The organism is Campylobacter concisus, assembly GCF_003049065.1.
Classification (GTDB): Bacteria; Campylobacterota; Campylobacteria; order Campylobacterales; family Campylobacteraceae; genus Campylobacter_A; species Campylobacter_A concisus_BE.
The window spans coordinates 15,070-38,280 of the sequence record NZ_PISC01000013.1; the positions used below are offsets into that span (position 1 = coordinate 15,070).

23 protein-coding genes, 1 other RNA gene and 2 pseudogenes are annotated in these 23,211 nt (G+C 39.7%); 9 read left to right on the top strand and 17 right to left on the bottom strand.

Annotated elements, in window-relative coordinates; all coding sequences use genetic code 11:
* Nucleotide 1: 1 nt before the first annotated feature.
* From CVS81_RS09205 to gatB, 3 genes are read right to left on the bottom strand one after another with little or no spacing between them, the layout of a single operon-like run.
* Nucleotides 2-1,057, bottom strand: coding sequence for a glycoside hydrolase family 3 N-terminal domain-containing protein (locus tag CVS81_RS09205; protein WP_107965782.1), 1,056 nt, complete (start codon nucleotides 1,055-1,057; stop codon nucleotides 2-4).
* Nucleotides 1,054-1,944, bottom strand: coding sequence for an NAD(P)H-dependent glycerol-3-phosphate dehydrogenase (locus CVS81_RS09210; protein ID WP_021086264.1), 891 nt, complete (start codon nucleotides 1,942-1,944; stop codon nucleotides 1,054-1,056). The genes CVS81_RS09205 and CVS81_RS09210 overlap by 4 nt, the downstream gene beginning before the upstream one ends.
* Nucleotides 1,945-1,956: 12 nt before the next feature.
* A complete protein-coding gene (gatB, locus tag CVS81_RS09215; RefSeq protein WP_035160674.1) occupies nucleotides 1,957-3,378 on the bottom strand; it encodes an Asp-tRNA(Asn)/Glu-tRNA(Gln) amidotransferase subunit GatB in 1,422 nt (473 codons plus the stop codon).
* A gap of 213 nt (nucleotides 3,379-3,591) precedes the next feature.
* Between gatB and CVS81_RS09220 the strand changes: the two genes are divergently transcribed.
* A complete protein-coding gene (locus CVS81_RS09220; protein WP_107965783.1) occupies nucleotides 3,592-4,974 on the top strand; it encodes a purine-cytosine permease family protein in 1,383 nt (460 codons plus the stop codon).
* A complete protein-coding gene (locus tag CVS81_RS09225) occupies nucleotides 4,971-5,744 on the top strand; it encodes a creatininase family protein (RefSeq protein ID WP_107965784.1) in 774 nt (257 codons plus the stop codon). Before CVS81_RS09220 ends, CVS81_RS09225 begins: the two co-directional genes overlap by 4 nt.
* A gap of 157 nt (nucleotides 5,745-5,901) precedes the next feature.
* Here the strand turns inward: CVS81_RS09225 and CVS81_RS09230 are convergent, their stop codons facing one another.
* The 11 genes from CVS81_RS09230 to CVS81_RS09280 form a co-directional block, all read right to left on the bottom strand.
* Nucleotides 5,902-6,585, bottom strand: coding sequence for a F0F1 ATP synthase subunit A (locus CVS81_RS09230; RefSeq protein ID WP_107965785.1), 684 nt, complete (start codon nucleotides 6,583-6,585; stop codon nucleotides 5,902-5,904).
* 65 nt (nucleotides 6,586-6,650) lie between these two features.
* The gene (locus tag CVS81_RS09235; protein WP_103636849.1) at nucleotides 6,651-7,412 is read right to left on the bottom strand and encodes a TSUP family transporter; all 762 of its coding nucleotides are present in this window, start codon (nucleotides 7,410-7,412) and stop codon (nucleotides 6,651-6,653) included.
* 143 nt (nucleotides 7,413-7,555) lie between these two features.
* A complete protein-coding gene (locus CVS81_RS09240) occupies nucleotides 7,556-8,092 on the bottom strand; it encodes a superoxide dismutase family protein (RefSeq protein ID WP_002942317.1) in 537 nt (178 codons plus the stop codon).
* Nucleotides 8,093-8,158: 66 nt separating this feature from the next.
* Entirely contained in the window at nucleotides 8,159-8,926 is a 768-nt protein-coding gene (locus tag CVS81_RS09245) for a TIGR02757 family protein (RefSeq protein WP_107965786.1), read from the bottom strand.
* Nucleotides 8,923-10,794: a flagellar hook-associated protein FlgK gene (gene flgK / locus CVS81_RS09250; RefSeq protein ID WP_002942291.1), complete on the bottom strand. Its 1,872-nt coding sequence runs from the start codon at nucleotides 10,792-10,794 to the stop codon at nucleotides 8,923-8,925. The genes CVS81_RS09245 and flgK overlap by 4 nt, the downstream gene beginning before the upstream one ends.
* Before the next feature lie 3 nt (nucleotides 10,795-10,797).
* Nucleotides 10,798-11,229 carry a flagellar export chaperone FlgN gene (locus tag CVS81_RS09255; RefSeq protein WP_103605393.1) on the bottom strand — a complete coding sequence of 144 codons (432 nt, stop codon included), beginning with the start codon at nucleotides 11,227-11,229 and terminating at the stop codon, nucleotides 10,798-10,800.
* Between the two features lie 16 nt (nucleotides 11,230-11,245).
* Nucleotides 11,246-11,449: a flagellar biosynthesis anti-sigma factor FlgM gene (locus CVS81_RS09260; RefSeq protein ID WP_035142326.1), complete on the bottom strand. Its 204-nt coding sequence runs from the start codon at nucleotides 11,447-11,449 to the stop codon at nucleotides 11,246-11,248.
* A 58-nt stretch (nucleotides 11,450-11,507) separates the two neighbouring features.
* Nucleotides 11,508-11,807, bottom strand: coding sequence for a rod-binding protein (locus tag CVS81_RS09265; protein WP_103605394.1), 300 nt, complete (start codon nucleotides 11,805-11,807; stop codon nucleotides 11,508-11,510).
* On the bottom strand, nucleotides 11,807-12,859 hold the full coding sequence (locus CVS81_RS09270) for a flagellar basal body P-ring protein FlgI (protein ID WP_009293749.1): 1,053 nt from the start codon (nucleotides 12,857-12,859) through the stop codon (nucleotides 11,807-11,809). Before CVS81_RS09270 ends, CVS81_RS09265 begins: the two co-directional genes overlap by 1 nt.
* A 56-nt stretch (nucleotides 12,860-12,915) precedes the next feature.
* The gene (gene rsmD, locus CVS81_RS09275) at nucleotides 12,916-13,482 is read right to left on the bottom strand and encodes a 16S rRNA (guanine(966)-N(2))-methyltransferase RsmD (protein ID WP_107965787.1); all 567 of its coding nucleotides are present in this window, start codon (nucleotides 13,480-13,482) and stop codon (nucleotides 12,916-12,918) included.
* Nucleotides 13,479-13,823 (bottom strand): ornithine carbamoyltransferase, encoded by a 345-nt coding sequence (locus tag CVS81_RS09280; protein WP_107965788.1) that lies wholly within the window; start codon nucleotides 13,821-13,823, stop codon nucleotides 13,479-13,481. Before CVS81_RS09280 ends, rsmD begins: the two co-directional genes overlap by 4 nt.
* A gap of 119 nt (nucleotides 13,824-13,942) precedes the next feature.
* On the opposite strand from CVS81_RS09280, the gene CVS81_RS09285 reads away from it, so the two are divergent.
* Genes CVS81_RS09285 through CVS81_RS09300 form a run of 4 tightly spaced genes read left to right on the top strand, consistent with a single transcriptional unit; the run spans nucleotide 13,943 to nucleotide 16,702 of the window.
* Nucleotides 13,943-14,338: a FlaG family protein gene (locus CVS81_RS09285; protein ID WP_021089781.1), complete on the top strand. Its 396-nt coding sequence runs from the start codon at nucleotides 13,943-13,945 to the stop codon at nucleotides 14,336-14,338.
* A gap of 2 nt (nucleotides 14,339-14,340) precedes the next feature.
* The gene (gene fliD / locus CVS81_RS09290; RefSeq protein ID WP_107965789.1) at nucleotides 14,341-16,101 is read left to right on the top strand and encodes a flagellar filament capping protein FliD; all 1,761 of its coding nucleotides are present in this window, start codon (nucleotides 14,341-14,343) and stop codon (nucleotides 16,099-16,101) included.
* A gap of 9 nt (nucleotides 16,102-16,110) precedes the next feature.
* On the top strand, nucleotides 16,111-16,482 hold the full coding sequence (gene fliS, locus CVS81_RS09295) for a flagellar export chaperone FliS (protein ID WP_009293744.1): 372 nt from the start codon (nucleotides 16,111-16,113) through the stop codon (nucleotides 16,480-16,482).
* Nucleotides 16,475-16,702 (top strand): hypothetical protein, encoded by a 228-nt coding sequence (locus CVS81_RS09300; RefSeq protein ID WP_021085119.1) that lies wholly within the window; start codon nucleotides 16,475-16,477, stop codon nucleotides 16,700-16,702. The genes fliS and CVS81_RS09300 overlap by 8 nt, the downstream gene beginning before the upstream one ends.
* Before the next feature lie 93 nt (nucleotides 16,703-16,795).
* Here the strand turns inward: CVS81_RS09300 and rnpB are convergent.
* An RNA gene (rnpB, locus tag CVS81_RS09305) (RNase P RNA component class A) lies at nucleotides 16,796-17,122 on the bottom strand.
* 570 nt (nucleotides 17,123-17,692) lie between these two features.
* On the opposite strand from rnpB, the pseudogene CVS81_RS10230 reads away from it, so the two are divergent.
* Together CVS81_RS10230 and CVS81_RS10235 are read left to right on the top strand one after the other, a co-directional pair.
* Nucleotides 17,693-18,523, top strand: a pseudogene (locus tag CVS81_RS10230) (Cache 3/Cache 2 fusion domain-containing protein); the annotation flags it as partial.
* Nucleotides 18,524-18,547: 24 nt separating this feature from the next.
* Nucleotides 18,548-19,600: pseudogene (locus CVS81_RS10235) on the top strand (methyl-accepting chemotaxis protein); the annotation flags it as partial.
* Between the two features lie 121 nt (nucleotides 19,601-19,721).
* On the opposite strand, the gene truD reads toward CVS81_RS10235, so the two are convergent.
* Together truD and CVS81_RS09320 are read right to left on the bottom strand one after the other, a co-directional pair.
* On the bottom strand, nucleotides 19,722-20,846 hold the full coding sequence (gene truD, locus CVS81_RS09315; protein WP_107965791.1) for a tRNA pseudouridine(13) synthase TruD: 1,125 nt from the start codon (nucleotides 20,844-20,846) through the stop codon (nucleotides 19,722-19,724).
* Nucleotides 20,824-21,645 (bottom strand): thiamine-phosphate kinase, encoded by an 822-nt coding sequence (locus CVS81_RS09320; protein WP_107965792.1) that lies wholly within the window; start codon nucleotides 21,643-21,645, stop codon nucleotides 20,824-20,826. Before CVS81_RS09320 ends, truD begins: the two co-directional genes overlap by 23 nt.
* A gap of 63 nt (nucleotides 21,646-21,708) precedes the next feature.
* On the opposite strand from CVS81_RS09320, the gene CVS81_RS09325 reads away from it, so the two are divergent.
* On the top strand, nucleotides 21,709-22,728 hold the full coding sequence (locus CVS81_RS09325) for a hypothetical protein (RefSeq protein ID WP_107965793.1): 1,020 nt from the start codon (nucleotides 21,709-21,711) through the stop codon (nucleotides 22,726-22,728).
* Nucleotides 22,729-23,211: the final 483 nt, after the last annotated feature.

Here is a 23,211-nt window from a genome sequence, read left to right on the forward strand (position 1 = left end):
TTTAAAGCTTCGCTTTTAGAGCCATTATCCTCTTGTATGAAGCGTCGATTCGCTCTTTGCTGATCTTTTTCTCATTTACGGCGTCAATTATGATCTGAGTGACCAGATCGGCCGTTCTTTGGTTATTTATCTTAAACTCACTAAAGAGCAAGATATCGCCACCAGCGTTTATAAATTTCACCACTTTTTGTGCCAATGTCTCGTCGCCAACGCCTTTCATCAGCATATCATCGCTGATAACCACGCCATTAAATTTAAGCTCATTGCGAAGCAGATCGGTTATTATTTTTTTAGAAAGTGTGGCTGGATTGTCCTCGTCGATGCCCTTTACAAAAAGATGTCCGACCATGATGATCTGCGCTCTACCTGTGCTTATAGCGTCTTTGTATGGCAGTAGCGCGTCTTTACTTAGCGTGACTTCGCTCTTATTTTTATGCGAGTCCTCTTTTGAGCCGCCATGCCCTGGGAAGTGCTTAAGTGTCGTTAGGATGCCCTGCTCTTTAAATGCGTCCATAAAGGCATCAGCGTAGATCACTACCTTGCTTGCATACTCGCTAAACGCCCTTTGCTTAGCGGCGATGATCGGCGAGTTTTCATCGTGCAGATCAACCACTGGGGCGAAATTTAAATTTATGCCACACTCTTTTAAATTTATAGCCATTTTTGAGTAGAGATCATACGCGCTTTTGATATCAAGCGTGCTTGCTACCTCGTATGCGCTAGGATATGGGCCGTCAAAGCTCTTATCCTTCATACGGCTTACGTTGCCGCCCTCTTCGTCGATAGCGATGAAAATTTTAGGACTTTTCTCTTTGATCGCCTTTATGCTAGCTTTTAGCTGGGCCTTGTTTGTGACATTTCTGCCAAGTAGCATCACACCGCCAAATCTCTCGTACCCAGCGTCGCTTAACATCGCGCGAAACGCAGCATCTTTTGTGCTAGCTCCGTTAAAGCCAACCATTATCATCTGCGAGACCTTGGCTCTTAGGCTCACCTCTGCGCCGTTTAACCCCAAAGCAAAAATAGCCACAAAAAGTATAAATTTAAAAGCTCTCATCTTCTTCCTAAAAGCGATTTTACGCTCTCAAAAACGTCTTTGCCATTTAGCATATTTTCAACCTCGCTAGCGATGGGCACATATATGCCCTTTTCTTTAGCGATCTTGCTAATGGCCCTTGCAGTATCCACGCCCTCTGCTACCTCGCCAAGCTCATTTAAAATTTTCTCTAATCTCTCGTGCCTTGCGATGCCTAGACCTACGCGGTAGTTGCGTGAGAGTATCGACGAAGCGGTTAAGAAAAGGTCCCCTGCGCCACTTAGCCCCATAAAAGTCTCATCTTTTGCACCAAAAAATTTGCCAAATCTAGCCATCTCAACAAGCCCACGTGAAATGAGACTTGCTCTTGCGTTGTTGCCAAGACCAAGTCCGTCGCAGATGCCACCAGCTATGGCGATCACGTTTTTATAGGCTCCGCACACCTCAGCGCCGATCACATCATCAGAAGTGTATGCCTTCATATAGCTTGGGAAAAATGAAGCAAATTTCAAAGCTAAATTTTGATTTTTAGAATTTACCACCAAAGCACAAGGCAGCTTTTGCATGATCTCTTTTGCAAAGGTCGGCCCAGAAAGAAAGGCCAAATTTTCTCTATCAACAAAGTCTTCATAAATTTCATTTAGAAATTTAAGATTTGCCGTGTCTATGCCCTTGCTGGCGACTAGGATCTTTTGACCTTTGTTTTTGTAGTTTTGTTTTAGCCATAAATTTGTAGCTTGCGTTGGGATCGTGCAGACTAGGTATTCGCACTCCAAAGCTTCATCCAAGCTTACAAAATTTGGCATCTCTCTTGGCGTTCTTGAGCTGATGACGCACTCGTTATTTTCACTAAATGCGTGAAAAAGCGCACTGCCCCACTTGCCAGCTCCGATGACTGCTATGCTCATTTTAGCCCTTTGTTAGCCTATTTTGGCCTTTAAAAGCTCATTGACCTTGCCTGGGTTAAAGGCACCCTTGCCCTCTTTCATCACTTGACCGACAAAGAAGCCAAACATCTTATCTTTGCCGTTTTTATACTCTTCGACTTTGTCGGCGTTTGCAGCTAAAATTTGATCTATGATCGCGATGATCGCTGAGTCATCACTCACTTGTTTTAGGCCAAGCTTTTCTATGACACTATCGACGTCTGCGTCATTTTCCATTAGATAGTCTAGCACCTCTTTTGCAGCTTTGCCGCTTATCGTGCCATCTTCTATGCGTTTTAGTAAATTTATCATCTTAGCGCTGCTAACTGGGCTTGTCTCGATCGTCACGCCGTTATTTAAACGTCCAAGAAGCTCGACTATAAGCCACGTAGTAGCGAGCTTTGGCTGAATTCCAGCGGCAATTAGCTCTTCAAAATATCTTGCCATCTCAACGCTTTGGGTTAAATTTAGCGCATCACTCTCTTTTACGCCTAACTCGCTAACGTATCTTGCGACCTTTTGCTCGGCAAGCTCTGGAATTTTGATCGCTTCGTTATACATCTCTTCTGGCACTTCAACAGGGAGCAAGTCAGGGTCAGGGAAGTACCTATACTCCGCGCTATCCTCTTTGCCACGCATCGATCTTGTCACTAAATTTGTCGTGTCAAACAGCCTTGTCTCTTGATAGACCTCTTCGTCATATTTGCCATCTTCCCAAGCTGCACTTTGGCGTTCTACCTCGTAGTCGATCGCTTTTTGGATAAATTTAAATGAGTTTAGGTTCTTTATTTCAACCCTTGTGTAAAGCTTTGTGTCGCCTTTTGGACGGATAGAGACGTTTGCATCGCAGCGGAAGCTACCTTCTTGCATATTTGCATCGCTGATGTTTAAAAAGCGAAGGATCGAGTGCAGTTTCTTAAGATAAGCCACCGCCTCGTCGCTACTTCTAAGGTCTGGCTCGCTAACTATCTCAAGAAGCGGCGTGCCAGCTCTATTTAGATCGACCAAGCTCTCGTTTTCTTCGTGGATATTCTTGCCAGCGTCCTCTTCAAGGTGCGCTCTAGTTACGCCGATGCGTTTTTTAGTGCCATTTACGTCGATGATGAGCTCGCCGCCTTCTACGATAGGTATCTCAAACTGTGAAATTTGATATGCCTTTGGAAGGTCTGGGTAGAAGTAGTTTTTTCTATTAAAGACTGATTTTTTATTTATCTTAGCGTTTATCGCTGTGCCAAAGCTGATCGCCTTTTTTACAGCCTCTTTGTTTAGCACAGGTAGCGCTCCAGGCAGAGCTAGGCAGGTCGGACAAACGTGGGTGTTCGCCTCGTCGCCAAAGCTAGTCGAACAAGAGCAGAAAATTTTAGTTTTTGTATTAAGTTGAGTGTGAACTTCTAAACCGATAACGACTTCAAACATATTTTTACCTTTAAATTTATGCAAATTTTTAGTGCGTATTTTAGCGATACTTTCTTTTAAAATATCTAAAGGGGAGCTTTGAAGGAAATTTAAAAACACTAACAATTCGTAACATTAATGATAAAAATTTAAATTACAAATTAAATATTTTTCGTAAGAAAAAAATAATATAGCTATAATCAAAAAAGACAAAATTTTATGAAAGGAGCTTGTATGAGCGACAAAGAAAATGTTGTTTTAGAAGATGGCGAACGCATGCTGTCTCCAGTTCCGATGTCTGAGCGACGCCCGACATTTAACCAGATAATGGTATGGGTAGGTTTTGGCTACGTCGTTACTGGACTTTTCATAGGTGGCGTTCTAGCCGGTTTTGGCGGAAAGCCTGGCGTCTCACCTCAAACCGCCATTTGGGCGATCATTTTAGGTATGGGCTCGCTAAGTATCATCACTGCGCTACTTGGCATAATGGCTCAAAAAACAGGCATGAGCCTAGCTCTAGTTTCTAGGTACTCTTACGGCATAAAGGGTGCAAATTTGCCAATGATCATCATGGCACTGCTCACACTTGGCTGGTTTGCCAGCATCACTGGCATGGTCGGTCAAATTTGGGGTTCATTTATAGGCAATCCAAGTGGCGTCATCGTCTTTGACCCAGCAAATTTTGGCTACAAAGATATCACACCGATCACGCTTGAGGTCTTTCTTGCTTGCTTTATCTTTGGCATCATCTTTACCATCACAGCATACGTAGGTATCAAAGCCATCGAGGCTATCGCTATCCCTATAAGCCCTGTTATCTTGATCATCGCAGTCTATGTTGGCTACGAGATGTTAGCAGAGGGCGGCGGAGCTGTAGCATTTCTAGAAAAGACCAAAAATATACAAGGTCTTGGGCTTGGAAATGCGATCACAGCTGTTGTTGGTAGCTGGATAGCAGGAGCTGTTATGGGCGTTGATCTATTTAGATTTAACAAGTCAGTAAAAGCTGTCATCGCTGGTGTCGTGGCTTGTTTTATACTAACAAACCCTCTTTTAAATATAGTTGGCTACATCGGCGCAGTAAGCGTTGGTCAGTTTAACTACGTAGAGTGGATGCTAACAAAGTCAGCCCTTTTAGCTATCATCGGTGTCATAGCTTGGACAGCATCGCTTTGGACTACAAATAACGCCGAGCTCTACTGCAACTCGCTATATACTGGTCCGGTACTCTCAAGCATAAATTTAAACATAAATAGAAAAAAACTAGTGCTACTAGCTGGCGTAGTAGGCACTGTGCTTGGCTCATTTGCCTTTTATCAAATGTTTTTTGCGTCGTTCATCACGATACTTGGTACATTTGCTCCGCCTCTTGCTGGTCCGTTAATAGCTGATTATTACATCATCAAAAAAGGAAAATACGACATCGCTAAATTTAATAGCGAACCAGACTATCACATGGCTGGCGTTATTTCATTTGTCATAGGCGCTTTGCTTGGATTTATCTTCCAGTACTATTTGCCACTTCCATTTGACCTACCATCAGGTCTTGTAGCGTTAGTTATTACGATTATTATCTATCCGATATTTTATAAAATTTTTAACAAGGAGATGAGATGAAAAAGGTAGTTTTAAACGAATTTAGCGCAAGAGAGCTAAAGCAAAAATTTGAGGCGCACGAGATAGATAGCGCTATCACGACCTTTGGTAGTTGCGAGAGCCACGGCTGGCACCTGCCACTTGGGCCTGATCTTTTTGTGCCTGAAGAGATCGCAAAAAGAGCGGCTTTAAGACTTGGAAAGACTATCGTTGTGCCAGGCGTGCCTTTTGGTACTTCTATCCACTACAACCAATTTCCTATGTCAGTCACTCTTAGATTTGAAACCACGATAGCGATCGCTGAAGACATTTTTGAGAGCCTTATAAACAACGGCATAAAACATATCATCATCCTAAATGGCCACGACGGCAATATACCTGCCCTTGAGATCGCTGCTAGAAAGGTAAAAGATAGACATAAAGACGCTGTTTTGGTCTTTATCCCTGCTTGGTGGAACATCACAGGAGCTAGACTAAAAGGTACATTTGACGTTTGGGACGGACTTGGTCACGGCGGAGAGGGCGAGACTTCTATAACTATGGCGGTTAAACCTGAGCTTGTAAATTTAGAATTTGCAAAGTCACAAGTGCCTCATGACGTTATCGGTTTTGGCGAGTTTAGCACCATCATCTGGGATATCAAAGAGGTAACAGAGACGGGTGCTACTGGAGATAGCACAAAAGCTAGCCTAGAAAAAGGTCAAAAGATGCTTGATTGTGTGACTGACTACGTTGTCGAGATCGTTGAAAAGCTTGAAAAAATGGGCTGGAAATACGACCATAGAAAATAAATTTATGTGCGCTAGAAATGGCGCACTTTTTTACTGCTTAATTCTTCACTAAATTTAATACTTTATTTTTATTTTGAGATGTTGCTTGAAAGTTAAATTTGATAGATAGTAGAAATTTCAAAAAGAGAAAAGCCATATAAAAATATGGCTTTAAATTTTAATGCTCGTGCTCGTCGATAGCGACTGCACCAGCTAGATAAACGTAAGTTAGCATCATAAAGATAAATGTTTGCAAAACAGCCATAAGCGTTAGAAGTGCAAACGCTGGAAGCGGTGCAAACCAAGGTGCAAGTGTAAGCATCGCAAGCAAGAACAAGTCATCGCCTTTGATGTTACCAAAAAGACGGAAAGATAGCGAAACTACACGTGAAAGATGTGAGATGACCTCGACTGGAAACATAATAGGAGCTAGAAATTTGTTTGGTCCCATGAAGTGTCCAAAGTATTTGAAAAAGCCATTTTCTCTAATGCCCTCAAAGTTATAGTAAATAAATACAACCAAAGCCAAAACTAGAGTTAAATTTAAGCTTGAGCTTGGTGACTCAAAGCCAGGGATGATGCCGATGACGTTTGAGAAAAATACGATAAAACCGATAGTTGCGACAAGTGGGAGGTATTTTCTAGCTAGCTTTTCGCTGCCTAAAGTATCCTTGCCCATAGAGATAACGCCCTCTAAATAAGCCTCAACTATGTTTTGAAGACCTCTTGGCACAAGCTGCATTTTACTCCTTGCGATGTAAGCAACGATGAGGATGATCAAAGCTACAAGGCAAAAGTGAAACGCATAGACAAAGGCATGTGAATGGTTTAGCAAATTTGAGAATAGAAACAAATCTTTCATTGATTTACCTTAGATTTAGAATTTTGCGTGATTGTAACAAAATTATTGTTAAAACATTTTTAATTTTAAGCCTTGAAGTAGTCAAAAAGCAGTTTGCAAATGGTCGCTGCGACAACTATCAAAAACATCGTTCTAATAAATTTGACCTCTTTTTTGATGACTAAAATTGAGCCAAAATAAGCTCCTAAAATTTGCCCCACAGCCATCAAAAAGCCAACTAGCCAAAGTATCTGCCCGCCTGCTATAAAAACGCCAAGAGCTACGATGTTGCTGGCGAAATTTAAAGCCTTTGTGTGAGCGACCGCCTTTTTTAAATTTAGCCCAATTAAAGCCACCATCGCAAACATCCAAAACGAGCCTGCTCCTGGGCCAAAAAAGCCATCATAAAAGCCAAGAATTAGTCCAAATATGATATAAAAAAGCCTCTCATTCATCTTTGCAGCCCTGTCGCTCTCACCTATTTTTGGCATAAAAAGCGTGTAGATGAAGATGGCGATTAGCAAAAATGGGATGATTATTTTTAAGAAATTTGCATTTAAAAATAAGATGAGCGTTGCGCCGATGGCCGCTCCAATAAATGTAAAAACTATGCCAACAAAGCACTCTTTGTAATTAATCAGCCCTTTTTTGGTGAAATTTAGCGTTGCCGTGAAGCTGCCAAATACGCCTTGAAGCTTGTTTGTGCCAAGGGCAAGATGAGGTGGCACGCCCATAGCCATGATGGCTGGCAAAGTGATCAGTCCGCCGCCTCCTGCGATCGCGTCGATAAAACCGCCCAAAAACGCAGCGACAAAAAAGACAGTGTAGCTAAGTAGGTCAAATTCCATTTTTGTTCTTTGTAAATTTAAGTTTAAAAGCGGATTGTAGTTTAAAATTTTGAAATTTCATCTTAGAAATAGAGGTTAAATTTGAGCGTGAAATTTGAAAAAGCCTTTAAACATATAAATTTAAAGGCTTTTTGTGGGCTTAATTATTTAATAACGCCGCAAAGCATTCTAGCGCCGCCACCGCCAAGTGCTTTTGGCTGGTCGCTGTGGTTGTCACCACCGACGTGAACCATTAGTGAGTGACCTTTTAGCTCGTCAAGGTTTTTTATCTTTGGAGCTAGCACTGGGTAGTTTGCATTGCCCTCAGCATCTACGTAAAGCGCTGGTAGATCGCCTTTGTGACCCTTATCGTCCCATGCAAATGAGTGCATTTTTGTCTCAGCTGGATCCCAGTGACCGCCTGCTTTCATACCAAGACCTTTTTCAGTCGCGCCACAATCAGCATTTTGATGAACGTGAAAGCCATGAAGTCCTGCAGGAAGACCTTTTAAATTTGGAAAAAACGCAACGCCGTAGTTTGTCTTAACAGCTACTACTTCGCCAACGCTCTTATCGCCCTTTTCGCTTAGCTCATTAACAGGTATGACTAGATGTTCGCCAGCCTTTGGATCAAAGTGATGACCCTCGTGAGCAAAAAGCAAAGTTCCTAAAACTGCACTTAGTAAAACGATTTTTTTCATACAAGCTCCTTATGGATAAAATTGTATGGTAAGTCTATCCTAAATTTAAAAATTTAGCAATAATTTTTATTTTTTAAGATTTTTTACGATAGTTTCTAGCTCTTTGCTCTGCCCTATCCTGTAAAGCGCAAAGTCGTATTTTATCGGGTCTAGCTCGTCAAATTCTCTAAGTTTTTTTGTAAGCTCTATGACCGCTTTAAAATCGTAGCTCTTTCTATTTATAAGTCCTAAATTTAATGAAACCCTATGTGTGTGCACGTCAAGTGGCATCAAAAGTCTATCTTTTGGCAAATTTTTAAATAGTCCAAGGTCGATGTCACTATCTCGCACCATCCAGCGAAGATACATATTGTAGCGTTTATATGGGCTTTGTGGCTCCCTCTCAAAACTCTTACCAAAGAAAAACTCATATCCGTCCGAGCGGTAAGAATTTAGCCCGTAAATAAATTTAATAAGCTCATTTACGCCCTCTATCATCTCGCCGTTTTTTGCAAGACCTTGGCGCAAAATTTCTTCTATGTTGCCCTCTTTTTTCAGGCGTGAAAGCGTGATGAAAATTTCTTTTACGTCGTTTTCATTTTGAAAGCGGTATTTGAAATTTGACAGATTTTTCTTGATATTTTGCTCGCTCTCATCAAGCAAGCTAAATTCAAGCGAATTTAGAAATTTAACTATCATTTTTGCGTTGCCATAAGCAAATAACGCACAAATGAGCGCTATGTTTGGCTCTTTAAATTTAGTAGCTACTTGAAGTGGGTCCGGGGCGTCAAATAGCCCCGAATTTGTATTTTTGCTAAGTACGTGTGTGTCTAAAAGGCTCTTTAGTTCGCTCATTGTTTTAGTGAAAGAAGCGTGTCAAGCATCTGATCAACGGTCGTGATGATCTTTGCAGCTGCGCCGTAGCTTGCTTGAAAGCGGATTAAGTTTGTAAGCTCTTCGTTGGTATCTACGCCGCTTGTTGATTGAAATTCCTCTTCAGCAGTCCTTTGCAAAGATGTGTTTGTATCGTGGATAGTGTTGTTCGCCTCAGTATCGCTCGCCATATCGGTCGTAAAATAGCGGTAATACCCCTCAATAGTCTCATCTCTATCAAGCGCAGTGCCACTTGAGTAAAATGTCTGCTTTTGGTACTGAAGCTGGATCATCTTGTTTGCAACTTCGTTATTACCCACGACTGGCTTTGAGTATGCGCGAAGCTTTGTGTGATCTTGAGTGAAATTTTGATTGATACCTATTGTATTTGAGTTTGTGCCAGAGAAAAATCTGTTGATACCAACAACGCCTGGGAAATTTGTGCCGTGATCGACTATTGAGATGCTATAAAGCCCTTGAGCTTGCTTTGGTATGAGCGCAAATGTGCCTTGGTGCGTGTTTTTATCATAAAAATACGACGCTTCAAAGAAGTCATCGACGTCATTTAGCATGTTGTTGTCGTTGTTATCGTCTGAATTTGAGTTAAAATCCTGCACAACAGAGTTGCCGTATTTTGTATCGTTCATCGTCGTTGTGCCGTTTATCTCGATGGTCTTTTTGGCTACGACGTTACCCTTGTTGTCATAAACGATAGCATCAAAACTGCCATTTCTTATGCTGTTGTCGTGGTTCATCAGCGTCTTGTCGTTTTCTAGATAGCTGATCGGATCTGAGTTTGAAATTTCAACTGCAGACTCGGCATAGACGTTATTTGTGCTAGTTATTAAAGTTTTTGAAAATGTATTTAGATTGTCTATATATTTTTGGATGATACCATCGCTAAATTTATCATTATCTGGCTCGTAGTTGCGGCCTCTAAGATCAAGCGCGGCACCTATCTTGCCATTTGTGATCTTCTCCTCCATAGGGATGCGTCTGCCATCTTCTCTTTCATAATAAATTTTCGTGTATTGCCCACTCTCAGTTGAGCTCATAGAAATTTCATGAAAATTTACGCCATCAACTATGCTCACACCGCCGATATTTAGGTTGTAGTATCTTCCTTGATCGCTTATGCCTGTATCTATCCTTGACTCGCTTTTTAGATCGCTTTTATAAACAGCTGTATTTACCAGCTTTGACATAGCAAGCTCGAGCTCATCGCGCTTATCACGAAGGTCGTTTGCATTTATCTTGATGCCAGCGTCTGCACCTGACTCTACTCTTTGAATTTGTTTATTGATATTTGCTATTTGCTTGCCAAGTGAGTTTATCTCGTTTATATTTATCTTTATAGTCTCATCTATCTGCGTGTGCATATCATAAAGCATCTTTGATGAGCGGTTGATGCTAGCTGTTAAAACGCTAGCTTTGTTTATCAGATTTACCTTTTGAGCGCCCTCGTCTGGGTTTGAAGCGAAGTTGTTCCACGCAGCAAAATACTCCTGTATATCTTTTACCATGCCGTTATCTTTTAGATCTGGGAAGTATTTTGTCGCCTCTTGTAAAATTCTTTGCTTATAGCCTGTATTTTCTAAATTTGATGATGAATATTTTAGCCTTGAGTAGGCGAATTCATCGTGAAGTCTTGTCACAGTATCTACTTGTGTGCCTGTGCCAACGCCACCAGGGACAGTGTTCATCGCTGGAGATGCAGACTGCACCACACGCTGCCTTGTGTAGTAGTTGCTATCGGCGTTTGTGATGTTGTTTCCAGTTGTGCTTATTTGCACCTGGGCTGCATTTAGCCCTGAAACGCCTGTGCCTAATGACATAAAGATATTAGCCATTTGTTAAACCCTTGATTTGTAAAAATTATTATCTGTGCCGCTGCCGTCTTGTCCGTATTCATTAGTCTGAGTACCAAAGACTTTTTTGCTAAGCGAGTCAAAAAATTCCTTAACAACAACGACGTGTCTTGCATATTCTTTATTTACTTTATGCAAAATTTCAAGCTTTGAACGCATAAGCACTAGCTTTGACTTCACTTCATCATCTAAAACGTTTGCAAGTGTCGTAGTGCCACTCTCTTTTGAAACCCTTAATAGCTCTTTATCCAAAGATCTTTTAGTATCTTCAAAAGCGCGCACGAGAGCATTTTTCTTCTTCACACTCTCATCAACGCTTGAGTGCTTTGCCTCTTTTATGTTGGCGATATCTTGCATCGTTAAATTTATAAGCTCGTCTAGCTCGCCTATGGCCTCGTCCAAAAGCTTCTTTATCATTTAAATTCCTTTAAATTTAGAGCAACGCATCAGCCACAGCTTTTGCTGTTTTAGAGATATCTACCTGATAGGTGCCATTTGCTATTGCATCAGCTATCTCTTTTACTCTTGCGTTTTCGTTTGTTTTTACTTCTTTGTTTTCATTTTCAACTCTAGCATCGCTATTTTTATTTAGCGTATTTGCCTGGTAGTTTGGTCTTTGGTTCAAAGGAGTTATCATATCCATACCTCTTAAAATAAAATGTTTATATCACTACATCGGCAAAATATAAATTTACTTAAGAGTCTCTCTTCAAAAAATCGTATAAAAGTTCTGAAAAACCTAAATTTCCACTCAAAGCTTTGCTCATAGCGTCGTTATACATAGACTTGTAAATGTCGCTGCCAGCGGCTTTTGGATAGAGTGAGTTCTTATCATCTTCTTTTAAAGCGATATCAAGAACAGCTTTTACCATAAATGCTTCAAAAGCATCAGTTTGCTCTTTTAAAAGTGCATCTTGTTTGGCATTTGCGTTTTTTATCTTGTTTGCTGAGATATCACTATATGAATTTAGTGCTAGGGTGTTGTCTATTTGCATTATATTATCTCCAGATCGACTTGTATCGCGCCAACTCGTTTTAAATTTTCAAGTATCGAGATGATGTCGCTTGGTGTTGCTCCAAGCTTGTTTAGCGCTCTTGTCACGTTTGCAACGGTTGTTTTCTCGCCTGAAATTTTAAGTAAATTTTGACTAGGAGCCACCGAGGTGTCGCTACCTATATTTACATCATTTTGCGCCGCCTCTTCGTAGCTGTTTGGCTCTATCTTTATAGTTATAGCGCCGTGAGTTATCACGACTGGACTAACTACTGCGTTTATACCGCTAACTATCGTGCCAGTTCTCTCATCAACTACGATCTTCTCATCTGGCTTATACTCCACATCAAGGTCAAGCACAGCGCTTGCAAGCTCGATGATGCTAACATCATCTGGCTTTTTAACAATAACCGTTCTTGGATCGATCGCCTTTGCGGTATCGTCTGAGATGTTTGCATTTATGGCATTTTGGATATCAAGAGCGGTTTTAAAATTTGTATCTTTTAGGCTTAGTTTTATGCTATCTTGGTTGTATATATCGTAAGTGACTTCACGCTCCACAAGGGCGCCATTTAAGATAGTGCCAACGGTTGGGTGGTTGCCGCCACTTCTGCCTGCGCTCTTGCCACCGATACTAAGAGGCCCCTGGGCCAAAGCGTAGATATCGCCATCAACGCCTTTTAGTGGGGTCATAAGAAGTGTGCCACCTTGCAAGCTTTTTGCATCGCCGATAGACGAGATCTCTATATCAAGCTTATCGCCATGCCTTGCAAATGCAGGCAATTTTGCTGTCACCATAACAGCAGCTGCGTTTTTAGACTTGATATCATCTGGATTTATCTTGACATTTACGCCTTGAAGCATGTTTGATAGCGACTGGATCGTAAATTTTGACGTTGAGCCGTCTCCTGTGCCGTTTAGTCCGACAACTAAACCATAGCCTATTAGCTGATTATCCCTTACGCCAACGATGTTTGCAAGCTCTTTTATCTGCGTAGCAAAGGCTGAAGTAGCTATCACTGAAGCTGCTACAAAAGATAAAATTTTTTTCATATTTTTTCCTAAAATTTAGCTATTTTAGGTTTTTAAAGCAAAAGATGTTCCAAAATTTACTGAAAATAAGAGAGAGATGTGGCTCCAAATTTTTTAAATTTAACAAGCTTATACGTAGAAATTTCATAGCCAAATTTAAAGTCGCTGTTATGCTCAAAAACTATCATATAAATTTTCTCTTTTTTTAGTTGTGAGATCAAATTTACAAGCTTTTCGTAGATATCATCAAAACCAGCTCTTATGTCAAATGGCGGATCAAGATAGAGCAAAACCTTGCCATTTTGCGAATTTACAAGATCAGGCAAAAGCGCAAAGCTATCGCCATTTATCGCTTTTAAATTTGGACTTTGCAGGCTTGCAAGGTTGCTTTGTGTGATCTTAAAAGCAGCTCTATCTTTTTCGATAGCGATGGCCTCGCGCGCTCCGTTGCTAACAGCCTCGCTTGCCATCACGCCGCTTCCGCCAAAGCCCTCCATAAATGTAAGTGAGTAAATTTCATCTCTAATGACGTTAAAAAAGGACTCTTTTACGATGCTTTTTGTGCTTCTAGTCGTGCTTAGACTTGGTAGCTCAAGCCTTTTGCCTTTAAATTTACCACTTGAAATTTTGGTATAAAGCTTCACTGATTTGCCCTTAAAATTTCAAGCAGATCAGCTTTAAATTTATCGATTAAGAGTGATACTTTTTGCTCCAAACTCTTTTCATTTACTATTTGATCTGACTCTTTTGCCTTTGAAATTTGCGTGGCTGAGTAAAACTCCTCAAGCGTATCAAGAAGAGTGGCTCTTGTGAATGGATGAGAGAGATGAGCGTTCTTACCTATTATAAATAGCGGTTTTTTTGTGACGATCTCGCGGTCACTTACTACAAAATCACAATCCTTATGATGAGCGGCTAAATTTCCACAAAAAAGTAGCAAGGTCTTTTGCAGCAAAATGCAGTCGCATTCAAATGAAATTTTCATATCCCGTCCTATAAATTTTGCTCGATTTTAACCTAAATAATCAAAAATTTATATAAATACTAAAGGAATTTAAAATTTTACCGATGTAGGAGCTAGCGTAAGTTTTAAGGAGTAAAACTATGGAAATTTTCAAAGCAGCGGCAAATCAAACACTTGATGCAAACATGAGCACGTCTGCTCAGCGTCAGATTGATAGCAGACCTATCGAGCACTCTGATGTCAAAGTAAATGCCGATAAAAACGGCAAATCAAAGGATGCTAACGAGCTTGACGGACTTAGCAACGAGGATCTTGCTAGAAAGACAAGAGAGGTCACTGATAGGCTAAACTATCAGATGCAACAGCTCGATACTAATGTAAGATTTGCTTACAACGAGAAGTTAAATTTAATGGTAGTGCAAGTAAAAGACGCCAAAACAGGCGAAGAGATAACACAGCTTCCAAGCAAAGAAGCTATAAAAATCAGCGAGTATTTCAAAGAAAGTATCGGAATACTTTTTGACAAGGAGAGTTAAAAATGGCAGTAGGTAACGTAACAAATTTAGGCATCGGTACAAAAAATAGCGGCCTAAACGATGAGCTTATCAAGAAACTAAAAGAGGCTGATGAGGCTGGACAGATCAAACCACTTACAACAAGACTAGAGAAAAATGAGCTTAAGCAAAAGGACCTTGCGGCTCTAAAAACTCTTGTTAGTAACGTAAATGTGAGCGGCAAAACACTTGGCGGCGAGGCTTTGTATCTAAAGAGAAATACAAACAACGCAGGCTCAAGCGTCACAGCTTCTGCAGCAAACGGCGTTAGCGTACAAAGCTTTAGTATCGACGTGCAAAAACTTGCTCAAAAAGATACATTTCAAAGCAAAAATTTCAAAAAAGCTTCAGAGATAGTGGGCGCAACAAGCACTGGCTCATTTGACGTTGAGATCGACGGACAAAAGTTCTCTATCGGCGTGACAAGATCGACAACATATCAAGATATCGTTGATAAGATAAATGACGTAAGTGGTGGCAAGTTGCAAGCTAGAATTTTAAATGTTGGTGGCGATAAGCCAAATCAAATAATGCTTCAATCAGGCAAAACTGGTGCGACGCAGACTATCAAAATTTCAAACGATACATCTGGCATTTTAGACAAGCTTGGCTGGGATGATACGCAGTTTCAAGACACAGACGAGCACGGCACAGCGCTAACAAATCCTGATGGCACGCCAAAGATGACATCAAATTTGGAGAAAAATAGAATTCTAAAAGCGCAAGATGCAGAATTTACATATAACGGCGTAAATATCAAAAGAAGCAAAAATAGCTTTGATGATCTAAGACCTGGCGTAAATATCACTCTAAATGAGACTGGCAGGACAAATGTCAGCGTCTCTCAAAACACTGAAGAGGTCGTAAAAGCGGTTGAAGAGTTTATAAAAGACTACAACCTAATGACTATGAACCTTGAGATCGCTACAAAATATGACGAAGAAAAAGGCGCTGGTACTTTTCAAGGTGTGAGTGAAATTTCAAGCCTTAGATCAAACATCGGACGTCTTGTAAATGGTCAAGATAGTGAAGGCAAAGCGCTAAGTAAATTTGGCATAGTGCCAGATAAAGATGGTCAGCTTCAGCTTGATCTAAATAAATTTAACGCAGCTCTTAGCAAAGATCCTGAGGAAATTCAGAAATTTTTCATGGGATCAAACAAGACTGAGCCGATAACTCACATGGGAAATTCACTAGTTAGCGCCGGAGCTCTAAACATAGCAGCTGGCGATCTAACGATAAATGGCAAGTCAGTTATCTTCTCAACCGCAGCTGGCGGGACAGCTGAGGACAACGCTCTAAAGCTTCAACAAGCTATAAATGACGCTGGTATCGAGGGTGTTACAGCTAGCCTTGATAAAAGTGGCAAGAGGATCATTTTAAAAAGAAATGACGGTCAAAGTTTGGAGATAAAAGGCAACAGCACAGCCCTTGCAAGCCTAGGCATGAGCGAAGCAACTGTAAATCCAGTGACCAAAAAGACAGATGGTCTATTTACAAGACTTAATAAGATGCTTGATGGTGTCGTTGGCAAAGATGGCACGATGATCGCTATGCAAAATCAGCTAAAAGATGAGAGTGAGTCTATCACTAAAAACAAAGAGAGCACTCAAAAGCTTTTAGATGAGAAATATACAACGATGCAAGAGCGCTTCATCAAGTATAACGCTATCATCGCAAGTTTAGAAAATCAGTTCTCAACTCTAAAATCAATGATAGATGCTGAGCTAAACAATAAGAACTAAGAGAGAAAAATGAATCAAAGTGCATATAGTGCATACGCACAGTCGAGTTTCGGGGGCATCGAGTCCCCGACTAAATTAATAGAAATGCTTTATGACGGAATTTTGAAATTTATATTTCGCACCAAAAAAGCGATCGAAGCTGGAGATATAGAGAAAAAAGTCTATTATATAAACAGAGCAAACGCTATCTTTGTCGAGCTTTTAAACTCGCTTGATTATTCTCAAGGCGACGTGGCTCACTATCTTAGCGGACTTTATACAAGACAGATGCAGCTTCTTGCTATGGCAAATATCCAAAATGATATTAACGCGCTAAATGAAGTAACAAATGTCGTAAAGCAGTTATCAGAAGCATGGAGGGAGGTAACATCAGGTGAATAGCTGGATCAATGAATTTAAGCTAGCGTTAATAAACGAAGATACAAGAAAGCTAGCTGCACTATCACAAAGCTTTAGCGAAGATATGTTTAAAAGCTTAGCTTCAGCTCAAGAAGCACAAGCGCTAATAGGTGGTGCGATAGAGCTTTTTAAAACCAAATCTTCACACATCCAAAACGAGCTTACAAAACTACAAAAAGCTCAAAAATACGTAAAAAATTAATCTAATCTCAAACTTTCAAGGCACGGCATATTTGCCGTTTTTGTCTTGAAAATCTTTTAAATTTACCAACTAATTAAAATTTACTCTAAATTTAAGGGAGGCACGGCGTTAAGCCGAGTTCTGTCTTGAGCGATCATTTATCTACGCTTGCTTTTACAAACAAGCTCTAGCGAAGGGTTTTAATATAAGACCAAAACCATCCCTTCTTACTGCAAGTTGGGTTTATATGGCCACGCAAGTTACCAAGCGTGCCGGTGGGCTCTTACCCCGCCGTTTCACCTTTACCGCCAAGGCGGAAGTTTGCTTTCTGTTACACTATCCCTTAGGTTTCCCTAGCCATCCGTTAGATGGAACTTTGTCTTATCGCAGCTCGGACTTTCCTCTTTTGCAAGATGCAAAAGCGACCGCTTACCGTGCCAGAGCGTGATTATATTTAAAAATATATAAATTTACCCTGCGACCAAATTTTTCATTAAATTTTGTAAATTTATCTAAGAAATTTTTTGATTTTTGAGCCTAAATTTTGTCACAACTTGGTATGAAATTAATTTTTTTATTTAATCTTTTTAAAATTTCTTCACAAAATCAAGAGTAAAACGCTACAAATTTCACTTTTTTGTTATTTTACTTTGAGCCTTAAACCAATCTAATAAAATAGACTACAAATCAACAAAAAGATACAAATTTAAATTTTAATCCCTCAAAAGCGCAAATTTCTTGCTTTTGCCAAACTATAAATTTTGCTTAAAAAGCTAAATTTAAATAGCAATTTTTTATAAATTTTTACTCCAGTTTCATAAAAGTTATAATTATAAATACAAAGCAAACAAAAATTTAAAATTCGTTATTTTTCCCCAAAATTCTATATGTTTTACGAGAAAAAATTTGTATAATAAACCCTTAAAATCTAAACCAAGGAGGATATAGATGAATTTGCGTAGCATCTTAGTCAAGGTCTCAGCGATCATCGCTTTAGTTCTTGCCATTTGTATGGCTTGCTTTGTATTTTTTATATCACATGTCTTAGAGCGTGAGATCAAGGAGGGAGTAGAAACAACTATCCAGCAAAACGTTGCGCTTGCGATGGACACAGTTGAGCTATTTGATGAAGATAACGAAGATAATGCAAAACTATATATGCATGTCTTAAAAGAGGCTTTAGGTAATATAAGAGCCACTAGCCAAACCATAAAAACAGAAAACGACGACGCTTTAGAGCTTATCTCAGACAAAATGGGCGTGCTAAATAACAACCATGAAATTTCTGATAAGATCAAAAAGCTAACAAACGGCGGTATCCCAACCATCTTTGCAAAATCAGGCAATGAATTTGCTGCTGTATCTACTTCACTTTTACTAGATGATGGCAGTAGAGCGCTTGGTATGCTAAATAAAACGATCTATCCAAAGATGATGAACAAAGAGACATATGTTGGAGCTTTAAATATTTTTGGTAGAAACTATATGTGTGTCTATGAGCCAGTCGTTCAAAACGGCGAGGTTGTAGCTGTTTTATTTATAGGTTACGACTTTACTGAAGGCTTAGAAGATCTTCAAAAGACAATGGCACAAATGAAGCTAGGCGAGCGTGGCTACTTCTCAATCTTTAATACAAAGACAAATGTCTATGACATCCACCCAAGACTAGCTGGCAAAGCACCAGAAGGTCAGCTAAAAGATATAGTTGATGACATAGTAAAAACTAGAGAAGGTGTCAAACTCATAAATACTGACGGAGTTGAGAGAGTGGTTGCTTTTGAGCCATTTGACAAGCTTAACTGGATAGTGCTTGGCTCAGCTGTTACTGATGACTTTTTAACACCTCAAAAAGTAGTTAGCAAAAATTTCATCATCGCAAGCATTATAGTTACCTTGCTTCTTATCATAGTATCTATCTTCTTGCTTAAAAAGCTAGTTGCAAATCCTATCGATAGACTAGGAGCAAATTTAAATGCTATAACATCTGACTTTACTCTTAAAATCCCAATCTACGGCAAAGATGAGATAGCTAAAATAAGTAATGATATAAATAACTTCATAGAGCGCATAAGAGTGCTTATAAGCGATACAAAAAACCTTTCAAGTGAAAACAGCTCAGTTGCTAACGAGCTAAGCTCTACCTCACTTCAAACAGGCAAACGCGTAGAAGAATCAACCCAGATCGTTGAAGAGACAAATCAAAGATGCAAGTCTATGCAAGAAAGCATGAAAGAGTCACTTTCAATTGCTCAAGCTGGTAAAGATGACCTTCAAAAGGCAAGCACTCATATAAAAACAGCTACTGAGGCTATCAGAGCCCTATCATCTCAGATCATAGACTCTGCTAATGTTGAAAATCAAATGGCTGGCAAGATCGAGCAGCTTAGCCGTGATGCTGAGCAGGTTAAATCAGTCCTTGTGGTTATCAACGACATCGCTGATCAGACAAATTTACTAGCCCTTAACGCTGCCATTGAAGCAGCTCGTGCAGGCGAGCATGGACGTGGCTTTGCAGTCGTGGCTGATGAAGTTAGACAGCTAGCTGAGAGAACTCAAAAATCTCTAACAGAGATAAATGCAACTATCAACGTTATCGTTCAAGCGATCAATGATAGTAGCGAGCAAATGGGTATCAACTCTAAGCAAATTCAAGAGCTAACCCATGTAGCAAGCGATGTTGAAAAGACTATAAATAACATGAGCGAGACGATGAATAACGCCATAGCGATGTCTGATAAGACTATGCAAGACTACATCGCAACTGGCAAAAACGTAAATGAGATCATGGATGGCATCTCAGAGATCAATCAAATTTCATCTGAAAATGCTAGAAGCGTCGAAGAGATAGCTTCTGCAGCTGAGCATCTAAATAAGATGACAGATGCGCTAAATACTAAACTTAGCGTCTTTAGAACTTAAGTTTTTACCTCTTTTACTTCTTAAATTTAATGTTTTTAGGTCTAGCGAGAGCTGGACCTTTTTAAATTTAAACCAGCTAAATTTAGCCAGCCACACTTTTAAATCTATCTTTAAATTTACCCTACTCAAATATATTTTTATGCAAAATTTCTTCTAGCACAACTGTGGCGTATGAGCCCTTTTGAAGTGTGAAATTTAGACTAAAATGAGCATTTTCTTCGTTGTATTTGTAGCTTGTATTTTCAAGATACGCCCAGTTAAAGCGCCTTGAGCCAGCGATCTTTGAAGTATGCAAAACTGCCTCAGCGAAAATTTCATCCTCAAGCTCTTTTGCCAAGCCGTTTGCCTCATAGGCCTTTGCACCGACTATAAGTCCAAGGCTTGTGATATCGCGCTTAGCAAATCTTTGCGCCTCTTGATCTAAATTTTCACACAAAAAGAGCTTGCCAAATGGATAGTGCCCCAAAACATCTCCTGGCAAAAGCTTAAAAAAGCTCTCCTGCGCCTTCATCGCTTTTAGATCGTTTTTGCTAAATTTTTTATAAATTTCACCTAGCTCATTTAGGCTAAAGTCGCTTACAAACCTTGAAATTTCAACCCTTTTGCTAAGATAGCGGTTGAAAAGATCGCTTTGATAGGCTGAGATCAAAAAGTCATTTAGCTTTACATTTTTGCTCTTTTTGCCATTTATCGTGCCATTTTTAAGTAGCTCAAGGCCAGTTTCAGCATTGTCGCCAAATTTACCAAAGCGCTGGTAGCCAAAGTAGTTTGCATAGCCCATTTTATCGATGCTGACAAAGGCTTGCTCGAGCTTTTTAGCGCTACTTGGCAGCACCTTTTTTAGGCGGATGAAAAAGCTATTGCCTTTTAGATGTCCGATGCGAAGCTTATTTTTATGCACGTTTAAATTTAAAATTTTCATCTTTTCGTGGCTAAAGTTTGCAAGCGCACTCTCAAATTTACGAGGCATCGAGATAAACTGCGTCGTCATGCCCTGCTTGTCCTTTAGCCCAGCATAGCCAAAGTCGCGCATCTTAGCCCCTGTAACCTCGCTTAAGGCGTGCAAAGCGTCGCTTGTCGTCATATCTTTTTTAGAAATTTCAACGATCAAGTGCTCGCCGTCGCCACTAAATTCATAAAGCGGTATCTCGCGCACGACAAAATCATCTGAATTTTTAGAAAAATATGCCTCGATGGGCGCATGAGTGAGCGCATAGAGTGGTTTAAAAGTGGTGGCTTCTTGCATTTTGTCTTAACCTTTTGTGTGAAATTTTTGCAAAGATGTTGATCTTTGTCCTAGTTTTTGCGGCGATCCTTTTGATAGCGCTTAAATTTTTAGGGTTAAAGGTAAATAAAACCTCGTACTCCTCGCCGCTATTAAGCTCAAATTTGCTTAGCTTTTTTGTAAATTTAGCGCCCTTTTTGCTAGCCTTTAAAAGCTTGCCAAGGTCGGTTTTTAGCCCGTCTGAGATATCCATGGCAGAGTTTATAAGATAAGCTGCTTTGTAAAAAAATTTATCTCTTAAGATAGGTCTTTTAAATCGTGAGTTTTTAGAAATTTGAGCCAGCCTTAGAAGCGAGTTTAGCCCCTTTTGGCTGCCCCCAAGCTTACCTGTAAATGCAATAAGATCTCCAAATTTAGCATTTTTTCTAAGCACAGCCCTGCCCTTTAGCTCGCCGATCACGCTAACGCTTATGTTTAAAATGGGGCTACTTATCGTGTCACCGCCGATTATCTTTACGCCAAACTCCTCGCACGCCCTATTTATGCCGCTACTTAGCTCGCTGATCTGCCGAGGCGTGAAGCTCTTTGGCAGACTAAGCCCTAGAAGGGCAAACTTTGGCTTTGCATTCATCACGATCGTATCTGAAAAATTTACGATCATCGCCTTATAGCCGATCTCTTCAAGGCTTAGCCAACCAAGCTTAAAGTGCGAATTTTGCGCAAAAATGTCCTTGCTAAATACCATTTTGCCGGCAACCGCCGCATCATCGCCGATATATGCGTTACTAAAGCGTTCAATCGTAAAATTTTCTTTATCCATTGAGCTATTATAATGAAACTCCTTTTAAATTTAGGATAAAATAAGCCCAAAAAAAGGATACAGATGCAAAGAGTTGAGATTTTTAGATTTGACGCAAAAAGAGATGTTTTGGCATATTTTAAGCCCTATTTTTTAGAGATTTCAGACTTTGCAAACTTAAACGAGCTTTTTGCCCACGTAAAGAGTATAGACCCCTACTTTAGCCCATTTGAAGGCTTTGTCAAGGTAAATGACGTCGTAGTTAGCACCGACCAGCCGCTTGCAAATTTAGCTCAAAAACTTGGCAGCGAGCTTTGCATAGCCCCGCTTGATGAAAAAAGAGCGGTTTTAGACCTTGCTATAAATGATGATGATTTTTGGGCGAAATTTGAGCCATTTGCTAGCTTTTGCAAAAGAGCCGACAAAGAGCTTTACGCTAGCTTTAGGCCCTATTTTTACGCTGATTTTGTGAAAGAGTATGAGCCAAATTTTATAGGAGCTGCCGCGATAATGCTAGCCCATCATCTTTACAAAAATAAGAAAAACGATGAAATTTTAAAGCTAGTTGGCGGTAAAAACGGCGTTTTGATAGCCTGTGAGCTTGATGATTTGCTCTTTGGTGGAAGTGAAATTTACAGCGAGGCGATTAAATTTTTCAAAGAAATTTTAGGCGTAAAAGCTGCGCAAAAATATGAAAACGAGCTTGAAAAGATAGAAAAACTTAGCAAATTTAAAGATTTTAAAATAGCCATAAAAGATAAACTGCCCGCAAATTTAAGCGCATACAAGGCAAATTTTATAGAGCTAAACGCTAAAACGCCTTGTGGATTTGAGCTTTTAAAGATTAATGAAGAGCTAGCTTGCAAACTTGCTAGCAAGATAGTTTTTGCTGCATTTGATAGTGGGGCTGACTTTTTGCTAGCTAGTAATGAGGCTGAGTTTTATATCTTTGACACGCTAGCAAAAAAACTTGAGAAAAGTGCTAACAGAAGCTTGCAAGACTTTTACGTCCTAAGAGTGAGCGAGCTAATGGCACTTGAAAATGGCGAGATACCAAGCGGACTAAAAGAGCATGTTTTGAAGGTTGGTTTGGTAAATTTATGAGCTAAATTTACTACTTCAAATTTAAAGCTTTATGGCACTCGTGCGATTTTTCAACCTTGCATTTTAGGTTTATAAATTTTCTTAAAACAAAAATAAGCTATTTTAAACGCTTGATTTACCAAAGCTGGCATAGCATATCTTTTTTTTAAAAAAAGCACCTGTAATCTGCTAACTTTATTAAATTGAAAAGTTTTGACACTTCTAGTTATTTAAATTTAAAAGTTTTTACACTTCTGATCTTTTGAATTTAGATGTTTTTATGCTCACATAACAGATCAAATTTAATTTTCACTTGTCTCTTACTCCAAATTTTACCTCTCATAAGGCAAAATCATATTATTTTATATAATTTTTTACATATTATTTTTAGTATTTTTAGAAATTTGAAGTGCTAAATTTAAAACTTTGCGTTTGCTGGTGTAAAATTTGGTAGTTTTCAAGCCAACCAAGCCAACCAAGCCAACCAAGCCAACCAAGCCAACC

Coding starts and splice junctions, on each gene's coding strand:
- CVS81_RS09255 (WP_103605393.1), bottom strand. CDS start 11,229: ATGATAAAGAAGCTTTTGGACGAGGCCATAGGCGAGCTAGACGAGCTT.
- CVS81_RS09265 (WP_103605394.1), bottom strand. CDS start 11,807: ATGCAAATAGACAACACCCTAGCACTAAATTCATATAGTGATATCTCA.
- CVS81_RS09235 (WP_103636849.1), bottom strand. CDS start 7,412: ATGGAATTTGACCTACTTAGCTACACTGTCTTTTTTGTCGCTGCGTTT.
- CVS81_RS09205 (WP_107965782.1), bottom strand. CDS start 1,057: ATGAGAGCTTTTAAATTTATACTTTTTGTGGCTATTTTTGCTTTGGGG.
- CVS81_RS09270 (WP_009293749.1), bottom strand. CDS start 12,859: ATGAAAAAAATTTTATCTTTTGTAGCAGCTTCAGTGATAGCTACTTCA.
- CVS81_RS09220 (WP_107965783.1), top strand. CDS start 3,592: ATGAGCGACAAAGAAAATGTTGTTTTAGAAGATGGCGAACGCATGCTG.
- truD (WP_107965791.1), bottom strand. CDS start 20,846: ATGCAAGAAGCCACCACTTTTAAACCACTCTATGCGCTCACTCATGCG.
- CVS81_RS09245 (WP_107965786.1), bottom strand. CDS start 8,926: ATGAGCGAACTAAAGAGCCTTTTAGACACACACGTACTTAGCAAAAAT.
- CVS81_RS09320 (WP_107965792.1), bottom strand. CDS start 21,645: ATGGATAAAGAAAATTTTACGATTGAACGCTTTAGTAACGCATATATC.
- CVS81_RS09225 (WP_107965784.1), top strand. CDS start 4,971: ATGAAAAAGGTAGTTTTAAACGAATTTAGCGCAAGAGAGCTAAAGCAA.
- CVS81_RS09285 (WP_021089781.1), top strand. CDS start 13,943: ATGGAAATTTTCAAAGCAGCGGCAAATCAAACACTTGATGCAAACATG.
- CVS81_RS09230 (WP_107965785.1), bottom strand. CDS start 6,585: ATGAAAGATTTGTTTCTATTCTCAAATTTGCTAAACCATTCACATGCC.
- fliD (WP_107965789.1), top strand. CDS start 14,341: ATGGCAGTAGGTAACGTAACAAATTTAGGCATCGGTACAAAAAATAGC.
- CVS81_RS09280 (WP_107965788.1), bottom strand. CDS start 13,823: ATGAAAATTTCATTTGAATGCGACTGCATTTTGCTGCAAAAGACCTTG.
- fliS (WP_009293744.1), top strand. CDS start 16,111: ATGAATCAAAGTGCATATAGTGCATACGCACAGTCGAGTTTCGGGGGC.
- CVS81_RS09240 (WP_002942317.1), bottom strand. CDS start 8,092: ATGAAAAAAATCGTTTTACTAAGTGCAGTTTTAGGAACTTTGCTTTTT.
- CVS81_RS09260 (WP_035142326.1), bottom strand. CDS start 11,449: ATGATAACTCCTTTGAACCAAAGACCAAACTACCAGGCAAATACGCTA.
- flgK (WP_002942291.1), bottom strand. CDS start 10,794: ATGGCTAATATCTTTATGTCATTAGGCACAGGCGTTTCAGGGCTAAAT.
- CVS81_RS09210 (WP_021086264.1), bottom strand. CDS start 1,944: ATGAGCATAGCAGTCATCGGAGCTGGCAAGTGGGGCAGTGCGCTTTTT.
- gatB (WP_035160674.1), bottom strand. CDS start 3,378: ATGTTTGAAGTCGTTATCGGTTTAGAAGTTCACACTCAACTTAATACA.
- CVS81_RS09325 (WP_107965793.1), top strand. CDS start 21,709: ATGCAAAGAGTTGAGATTTTTAGATTTGACGCAAAAAGAGATGTTTTG.